Annotated in this window: 6 protein-coding genes and 1 tRNA gene; 2 read left to right on the plus strand and 5 right to left on the minus strand. The window is 73.0% G+C overall.

Annotated features, from left to right (window positions below):
- A partial coding sequence (locus G3I40_RS28760) for a bifunctional 3'-5' exonuclease/DNA polymerase (protein ID WP_164305393.1) occupies positions 1-1,231 on the plus strand: 1,231 nt, incomplete at its 5' end.
- Positions 1,232-1,593: 362 nt separating this feature from the next.
- Here G3I40_RS28760 and G3I40_RS28765 read toward each other — a convergent pair.
- Both G3I40_RS28765 and G3I40_RS28770 read right to left on the minus strand, forming a co-directional pair.
- Positions 1,594-2,901 carry a hypothetical protein gene (locus G3I40_RS28765; protein WP_164305395.1) on the minus strand — a complete coding sequence of 436 codons (1,308 nt, stop codon included), beginning with the start codon at positions 2,899-2,901 and terminating at the stop codon, positions 1,594-1,596.
- A gap of 135 nt (positions 2,902-3,036) precedes the next feature.
- Complete coding sequence (locus tag G3I40_RS28770; protein ID WP_164305396.1) at positions 3,037-3,549, minus strand: SigE family RNA polymerase sigma factor; 513 nt, start codon at positions 3,547-3,549, stop codon at positions 3,037-3,039.
- A gap of 218 nt (positions 3,550-3,767) precedes the next feature.
- On the opposite strand from G3I40_RS28770, the gene G3I40_RS28775 reads away from it, so the two are divergent.
- Positions 3,768-4,517: an alpha/beta hydrolase gene (locus G3I40_RS28775; protein ID WP_164305398.1), complete on the plus strand. Its 750-nt coding sequence runs from the start codon at positions 3,768-3,770 to the stop codon at positions 4,515-4,517.
- Positions 4,518-4,580: 63 nt separating this feature from the next.
- Here G3I40_RS28775 and G3I40_RS28780 read toward each other — a convergent pair.
- The 3 genes from G3I40_RS28780 to G3I40_RS28790 all read right to left on the minus strand — a co-directional run.
- A tRNA-Thr gene (locus G3I40_RS28780) sits at positions 4,581-4,654 on the minus strand.
- A gap of 94 nt (positions 4,655-4,748) precedes the next feature.
- The gene (locus tag G3I40_RS28785; protein WP_164305400.1) at positions 4,749-6,329 is read right to left on the minus strand and encodes an alpha/beta hydrolase; all 1,581 of its coding nucleotides are present in this window, start codon (positions 6,327-6,329) and stop codon (positions 4,749-4,751) included.
- Between the two features lie 79 nt (positions 6,330-6,408).
- Positions 6,409-7,435 (minus strand): DNA polymerase III subunit delta' (locus G3I40_RS28790; protein WP_164305402.1); only part of this gene is annotated, 1,027 nt, incomplete at its 5' end.

Below are 7,435 nucleotides of genomic sequence, written 5' to 3' on the forward strand. Positions count from 1 at the left end.
GCCCGAGCGGATGCGGCTGCTCACCGCGTCGGAGTCGGCGGGCATGCTGGTGGCCGCCGAGATGCGCCTGGCCGGGCTGCCGTGGCGGGCCGACGTGCACCGGGCCGTGCTGCAGGAGCTGCTCGGCGAGCGGTACGCGGGTGGCGGCGAGCCCCGGCGGCTCGCGGAGCTGGCGGACGAGGTGTCGGCGGCGTTCGGCCGGCATGTGCGCCCCGACCTGCCCGCGGACGTGGTGAAGGCGTTCGCCGAGGCCGGCATCAAGATCACCTCGACCCGGCGCTGGACGATCGAGTCGATCGACCACCCGGCGGTGGAGCCCCTGATCGCGTACAAGAAGCTGTACCGGATCTACACCGCGCACGGCTGGTCCTGGCTCCAGGACTGGGTACGCGAGGGCCGCTTCAGACCCGAGTACCTGCCGGGCGGCACGGTCTCGGGCCGCTGGACGACGAACGGCGGCGGGGCGCTGCAGATCCCCAAGGTCATCCGCCGCGCGGTCGTCGCCGACCCCGGCTGGCGCCTCGTCGTCGCGGACGCCGCGCAGATGGAGCCGCGGGTGCTCGCCGCGATCTCCCGCGACCCGGCGTTCATGGAGGTCGCGGGCCAGGACACCGACCTGTACCAGGCGGTCTCGGACCGGGCGTTCTCCGGTGACCGGGCCCAGGCGAAGCTCGCCGTCCTCGGCGCCATATACGGGCAGACCTCCGGCGACGGCCTGAAGAACCTCGCCCTGCTGCGCCGCCGCTTCCCGAAGGCGGTCGCGTACGTGGACGAGGCGGCCCGGGCCGGCGAGGAGGGCCGCCTCGTGCGCACCTGGCTGGGCCGGACGTGCCCGCCCGCGGTCGGCTCCGCCGAGGCCGAAGAGGCCGGGCTCCCGCAGGACGAGCCCGAACGGGCGGGTGCGGAGGGCGAGTTCACGTACGGCTACGCGTCCTCGAACTCGCGGGCGCGCGGCCGCTTCACCCGCAACTTCGTGGTGCAGGGCAGCGCCGCCGACTGGACCCTGCTGGTCCTTGCCGCGCTGCGCCGTTCCCTCACGGACCTGGCGGCCGAGCTGGTGTTCTTCCAGCACGACGAGGTGATCGTGCACTGCCCCGAGGCGGAGGCCCCCCGGGTGGCGGACGCCATCCGGGAGGCCTCGGAGCTCGCGGGGCGCCTGACGTTCGGCGAGACGCCGGTGCGGTTCCCGTTCACCACGGCGGTGGTGGAGTGCTATGCAGACGCGAAATGACCCGCCCCCCACCCTCGGCCGCTGGGCCGCTGGGCCGCTGACCGACCGTGGATCCTCTGCGACTCCCTGGGGCCCACGGTGACTCCCCACGGGCCCATGACGACCACGCCCTGAGCCCACCGCGGCCACCCACGAGCCCACGGCGATCACTCCCTGACCCCACCTCCGCCACCCCCTGAGCCCACCACGGCCACCCCGGGGCCCACGCCGACCACCCCCTGAGCCCACCACGGCCACCCCGGGGCCCACGCCGACCACCCCCTGAGCCCACCACGGCCACCCACGAGCCACGGCGATCACTCCCTAGGCCCACCGCGGCTACCTCCGGGCCCACGGCGACCACCCCCTGAACCCACCTGCGACTACCCCTGGGTCCACTGCGGCGACAGCGCGATCTTCTTCAACTCGGCCATCGTCAGGGCGGGTTCGGCGCGCGTCGCGTCGGTGGTCTGCGATCCGGAGTTGAACGCGGACACGGCGACCCGGAAGCCGTCCTTGCGCATCGTGTCGGCGGTCCACATCACGATGCCGGCGCCGCCCTTGTCGTCCCCGTCCCCCTTGCGCGTCGCCACCTGGGTGCCGTCCGGCAGCAACTCCGCGTCGGACCCGAACAGATCCCCCCGCACATCGTTCATGCCGGACTGCACATTGATCTGGACGAGCGTCGCACCCTTGCCGTCGTCGACCACGACATACGCGTACCCGGCGTCCTGTCCTCCCTCCGCGGTCACCTTCGCCCGCTGCGGCAGCAACCCCTTGAGCTTCTTCAGGATGGCGGCCTTGTCGGTGCCGAGGGCCGGCGGCTGCGCGAGTGCCTCGGGCGCCGCCGTGCCGACGGCCTCCATCACGGGCCGCCATTTCGACGAAGTCACCAGGGCCTTCAACTGCGCCATGCTCAGCGGCGGTTGGTCCCTGGAGACGGGAGCGTCCTTCTCGGCGGCGGCGTTCCACTCGCCGGCGTCGACCGTGTACCCCTCGGGCGTCACGAGGTAGGCGTGCCACATCTTGGTGTCGACGCGACGGTCCGGATACTCGTAACCGCGCATCAGCAGCAGCTTCGACCCGTCACCGAGCGTCTCGCTCGTGCACGCGTCGTACGGCACCAACCGCTTGTCGGGGCACTGCAGTTGCTCCTCCACCGCCGCACCGTCCGGGTCGACCGCGCCCACACTGACGCCGATGGCACCCTTGCCTCGGCCGTCGTCGTACACGAGGTGCGCGAGCGGCCCGAGCCGATCGGCGGTGCCGCGCCCTTCCCGCCCGCTCACCTTCCCCTCGGGCAGCAGTCCTTCGAGTACGGCGATGACCTTGTCCTTGCTGAGCTGGGGCGCGCTGCCGTGACCACCCTGCTTGCCGGGCGCCTTGCCCGGGGCCTTGGTGGGGGCAGCGCTCGTCCGCGCCGCGACCCCGCCCCGCCCGGTGGCACCGCCGGCGTCGAAAGCCCCGGCGACGTACGACGTCCCGAGCCCCACGACGGCCAGCGCCGCCACGCTCCCGATCACCGCACCGGTCCGCCTGCGCCGCAGCCGGCGGCGCCCGCGCAGCACCCCGCCGTCGACGAGGGCCCGCCCCTCCGCGGAGAACCCCTCCCCGGCGCGCCGCAACGCCAGGCCGAGCCCACCCTCGAACACGTCCCGACTGTCGTCCCGGTTGTCGTCCGTCCCGGTCATCCCGGCACTCCCGTCTGCGTATACGAATGATCAACGGGCCTGTCAGCAGGCCCCTCAGCAGTTCTCAACAGGTCTCAACAGATCGCTCAGCCGGCCGCCCATCGAGCCGCCCATCGGGCCGCCCCGTCGGGCCACTCAATAGGCGGCGAACTCCCCAATATTTCCGCCGAGTTGGGCACGCAGTCGGGCCAGCGCGCGGCTGCTGCGGGTGCGCACGGCGGACGAGCTGAGGTGCAGCACGTCGGCCGTCTCCTCGATCGAGCGGTCCTCCCAGTAGCGCAGCACGACAACAGCCCTGTCCTTCGGCGGCAGTTGACGCAGCGCATCGAGGAGAGTGAGCCGCAGCGACGCATCACCGGCCCCGGCGACCGCCGCCTCCGGGAGGGAGTCCGAGGGGCGCTCCCCCGCGGAACGGCGGCGCTGATGCGCGAGAAAGGCCCGCACGAGCACGGTCTGCGCGTACGCCGCCGGATTGCCGAGCCGCACCGCGGACCGCCCCCACGCGACGTACATCCGCCCCAGCGTCTCCTGCACCAGATCCTCGGCGAGATGGGTATCACCACTGGTCAACAGACAGGCGGACCGGAACAGTTGCCCCGTACGAGCCTCGGCGAACTCCCGGAACGCCCCCTCAAGCGACCCTCTCATCGCGACGCTCTCCCCCTCCGTCTGTCACCCACACCTGATAAATGCGGCGACCCCGCGGAAATGTTGCACAGAGGCCGACCGACTCCCCGACCCGCAGCTCAAGACCACGGCGTACGCGGGGTCGAAAACGCCCGGGCCGACGGACAGCCGGCTCGCCCCGCGCTTCGCCCTCGGCAGAGAACCCGGCACCCGCGCACGCCACGCGCGAAAATCCCCCCATGCCTCCCTCTCCCCCTGCCCCGGTCTTCGTCCTCGTCCACAGCCCGTCGGTGGGCCCCTCCACCTGGCAGCCGGTGGCCGAGCGGCTGATGGCCACGGGGCACGAGGCGCATGTGCCGGCGTTGCGTGACGTGGCGGCCGGCGAACCCCCGTTCTGGCCCGGGATCGCAGCGGCCGTCCGCTCGGGACTCGGGGCGGTGCGCCGCGACCGGCCCCTGGTCCTGGTGGCGCACAGCAACGCGGGCCTGTTCCTCCCGACGATCCGCGAGGCCCTCGACCACCCGGTGGCCGCCTCGGTGTTCGTCGACGCCGCGCTCCCGGACCGCACCGGGCCGACGCCCGTTGCCCCGCCCGAACTCCTCGCCTTCCTGCGCCCCCTGGCGGTGAACGGCACGCTGCCCCGCTGGACCGACTGGTGGGACGAGGCCGACGTCGCGCCGATGTTCCCCGACCCGCAGACCCGCCGCACGGTCGTCGCCGACCAGCCCACCCTCCCCCTGACCTACTACGAGCAGCACGTCCCGGTCCCCGCGGGCTGGCCCGACCACCCCTGCTCGTACCTGCTCTTCGGCCCGCCGTACGAGCCCATGGCCGCGGAGGCCCGCGCCCGCGACTGGCAGGTGGCCCAGCTGCCCGGCGCCCACCTGCACCAACTGGTCGACCCGACCGAGACGGCCCACGTGCTGCTCGACCTGGCTGCCGGCAGGGTGGCCCCGGAACACCGGTGGGGCGGCCCGCGCACGACATAAGTGCCGGGCCCAGGAAAGGCAAAAGCCCCAGATCACGGCGAGTGAGTTCTGGGGCTTCTACAGAGCCGCCTTCGGGATTCGAACCCGAGACCTACGCATTACGAGTGCGTTGCTCTGGCCATCTGAGCTAAGGCGGCGCCGCCGCGCGCACCGGAGTGCGTCAGCAACGTCGCCAATCCTACACGCTCCCCCGGGGTGCTCCGTCCCCCCTTTTTGACCAGCCGGAACCGGCTACGAGCAGCGCTTTCCGTCCGTCGGCGGGGTTCCGGTGAGGAGGTAGGTGTCGATCGCGCCGTCGATGCAGTCGCTGCCGCGGCCGTACGCCGTGTGGCCGTCGCCGTCGTAGGTGAGGAGGCGGCCGGAGGAGAGCTGGGCGGCCAGGGACTTCGCCCAGGGGTAGGGGGTGGCCGGGTCGCGGGTGGTGCCGACGACGACGATGGGGGCGGCTCCGTCGGCGGTGATGCGGTGCGGTTCGCCGGTGGGCGGGACCGGCCAGTGGGCGCAGTTCAGGGAGGACCAGGCGAGGCCGGCGCCGAAGACCGGGGAGGCCTTCTCGAAGGAGGGCAGAGCTTCCTCGACCTCCTTCGGGGACGTGAAGGACGGGGGCTGGTCGAGGCAGTTCACGGCGGCGTTGGCGAACATCAGGTTCGTGTACGTGCCGTCGGGGTCGCGCTCGTAGTAGCTGTCGGAGAGCGCCAGCAGGCCCGCGCCGTCCTTCTTCTTCATGGCCGAGGAGAGCGCGTCGCGCAGTTGCGGCCAGGCCGCCTCGTCGTACATCGCGGCGATCACCCCGGTCGTGGCGAGGGCCTCGCCGAGCTTGCGGCCGTCGGGGTCGCCGGTACCGATCGGGGTGCGGTCGAGGGCGGTGAAGAAGGACTTGAGGCGCTCGCCCGCCTGGTCCGGGGTTCCGGTGCCGAGAGGGCAGTCGGCGCGGGCCACGCAGTCCTTCGCGAACGACGCGAACGCCGTCTCGAACCCGGCGGTCTGCTGCCGGTTCAGCTCGCGCGCCGAGAGCGCGGGGTCCATCGCGCCGTCGAGCACCAGCCGGCCGACCCGGTCCGGGTACAGCCCCGCGTACGTCGCCCCGAGGAAGGTGCCGTAGGAGGCGCCCACGTAGTTCAGCTTCTCGTCGCCGACGGCCGCGCGCACGAGGTCCATGTCGCGGGCCGCCTCGACGGTGGAGACGTGCCGCAGGACGCGCGCGGAGGTCTTGTCGTGCGTCTCGCAGCCGGACGCGAACTTCTTGAAGGCCGCGGTCAGCCGGTCCTGCTCGCCGGTGTCGTCCGGAGTGACGTCGGTCTGCGTGTACGTGTCCATCTGCTTGCCGTCGAGGCAAGTGACGGGCGCGCTGCGGGCGACGCCGCGCGGGTCGACGGCGACCATGTCGTAGCGGGCGCGGACCTGCGCCGGATAGCCGATGCCCGCGTACGACTGGAGGTAGCCGATCGCGGAGCCGCCGGGGCCGCCCGGGTTGACCAGGAGCGAGCCGAGGCGCTTGCCGGGACCCGTGGCCTTGTGGCGGGAGACCGCGAGGTCGATGTCACCGGCGGACGGTTCGTCGTAGTCGAGCGGCGCCTTGAGCGTGGCGCACTCGAAGCCCGGGGCGCCGCACTCGCGCCACTTCGGGCTCTGGTCGTAGTAGGCGCTCAGCCGGGACTCATCGGAGCTGGGCAGCGCGGCGAGCGAGGCGCCCGCGGTCTGCGAACTCCCGGGCGAACAGGCCGAGATGGCGGCCAGCAACAGCGCGGAAGCCGCGGTGAGGGGAGCGAACCGGCGGCGGCGGGCAGTGAAGGGGTGGCGCCTGGAGTACATCGGGCGAGCGTAACCCTCCGCGCCGGGCGGGTCACTTTGTGTGCCCGCGGGCGGGGCGGGGGCCTGGCCGCCCGGGGAGTCATCCGGCCCGCAGCGCCAGCGTCATCGCCTCGACCGCGAGCAGCGGCGCGACATTGCGGTCGAGTGCGTCCCGGCAGGCGCCGATCGCCTCGATGCGCCGCAGCGTCGACTCCGGTGACGTGCTGCGCGCCAGCCGCTCCAGGGTGTCCTGGATCTCGGTGTTCGCGAGCGCCACCCGCGAGCGGAGCTGCAGCGCGAGCACGTCCCGGTACACGCCCGTCAGGTCGGTGAGGGCCAGGTCGAGGCTGTCGCGCTGGGATCTGGTGCGGCGCCGCTTCTGCTTGTCCTCCAGGTCCTTCATGACCCCGGCCGTGCCGCGCGGCATCCGCCCGCCGCTCTGCGCGCCGAGCGCCGCCTTCAGCTCCTCGGTCTCCTTGGTGTCGACCTCCTCGGCGATCTGCTTGGAGTCCTCCGCGGCCGCGTCCACCAGCTCCTGCGCGGCCTTGAGGCAGCCGCCCACGTCCTCGACGCGCAGCGGCACCTTCAGCACGGCGGCTCTGCGCTCCCGCGTGCGCGGGTCGGTGGCCAGGCGCCGGGCCCGGTCGATGTGGCCCTGGGTGGCACGGGCGGCGTTCGCCGCCACGTCGGGCTCGATGCCGTCGCGGCGTACGAGCATGTCGGCGACGGCGGCCACGGCGGGAGTGCTGAGGGTGAGCAGGCGGCAGCGGGAGCGGATCGTGGGCAGCACGTCCTCGACCGAGGGCGCGCACAGCAGCCACACCGTGCGGGGGGCGGGCTCCTCCACGGCCTTCAGTACCGCGTTCGCCGATTTCTCGTTGAGCCGCTCCGCGTCCTCGACGAGGATCACCTGCCAGCGTCCGTTCGCCGGGGACGTGTACGACTTGCGGACCGTGTCGCGCATGTCGCTGACGAGGATCTGCGCGCCGTCGGCGGCGACCGCCGAGACGTCCGCGTGCGTGCCGAGCAGCGCCGTGTGACAGCCGTCGCAGAACCCGCAGCCGGGGGCGCCGCCGAGCGCACGGTCCGGGGACACGCACTGCAGCGCGGCCGCGAAGGCCCGCGCC

The sequence above is a fragment of the Streptomyces sp. SID14478 genome (assembly GCF_010548525.1).
GTDB lineage: Bacteria > Actinomycetota > Actinomycetes > Streptomycetales > Streptomycetaceae > Streptomyces.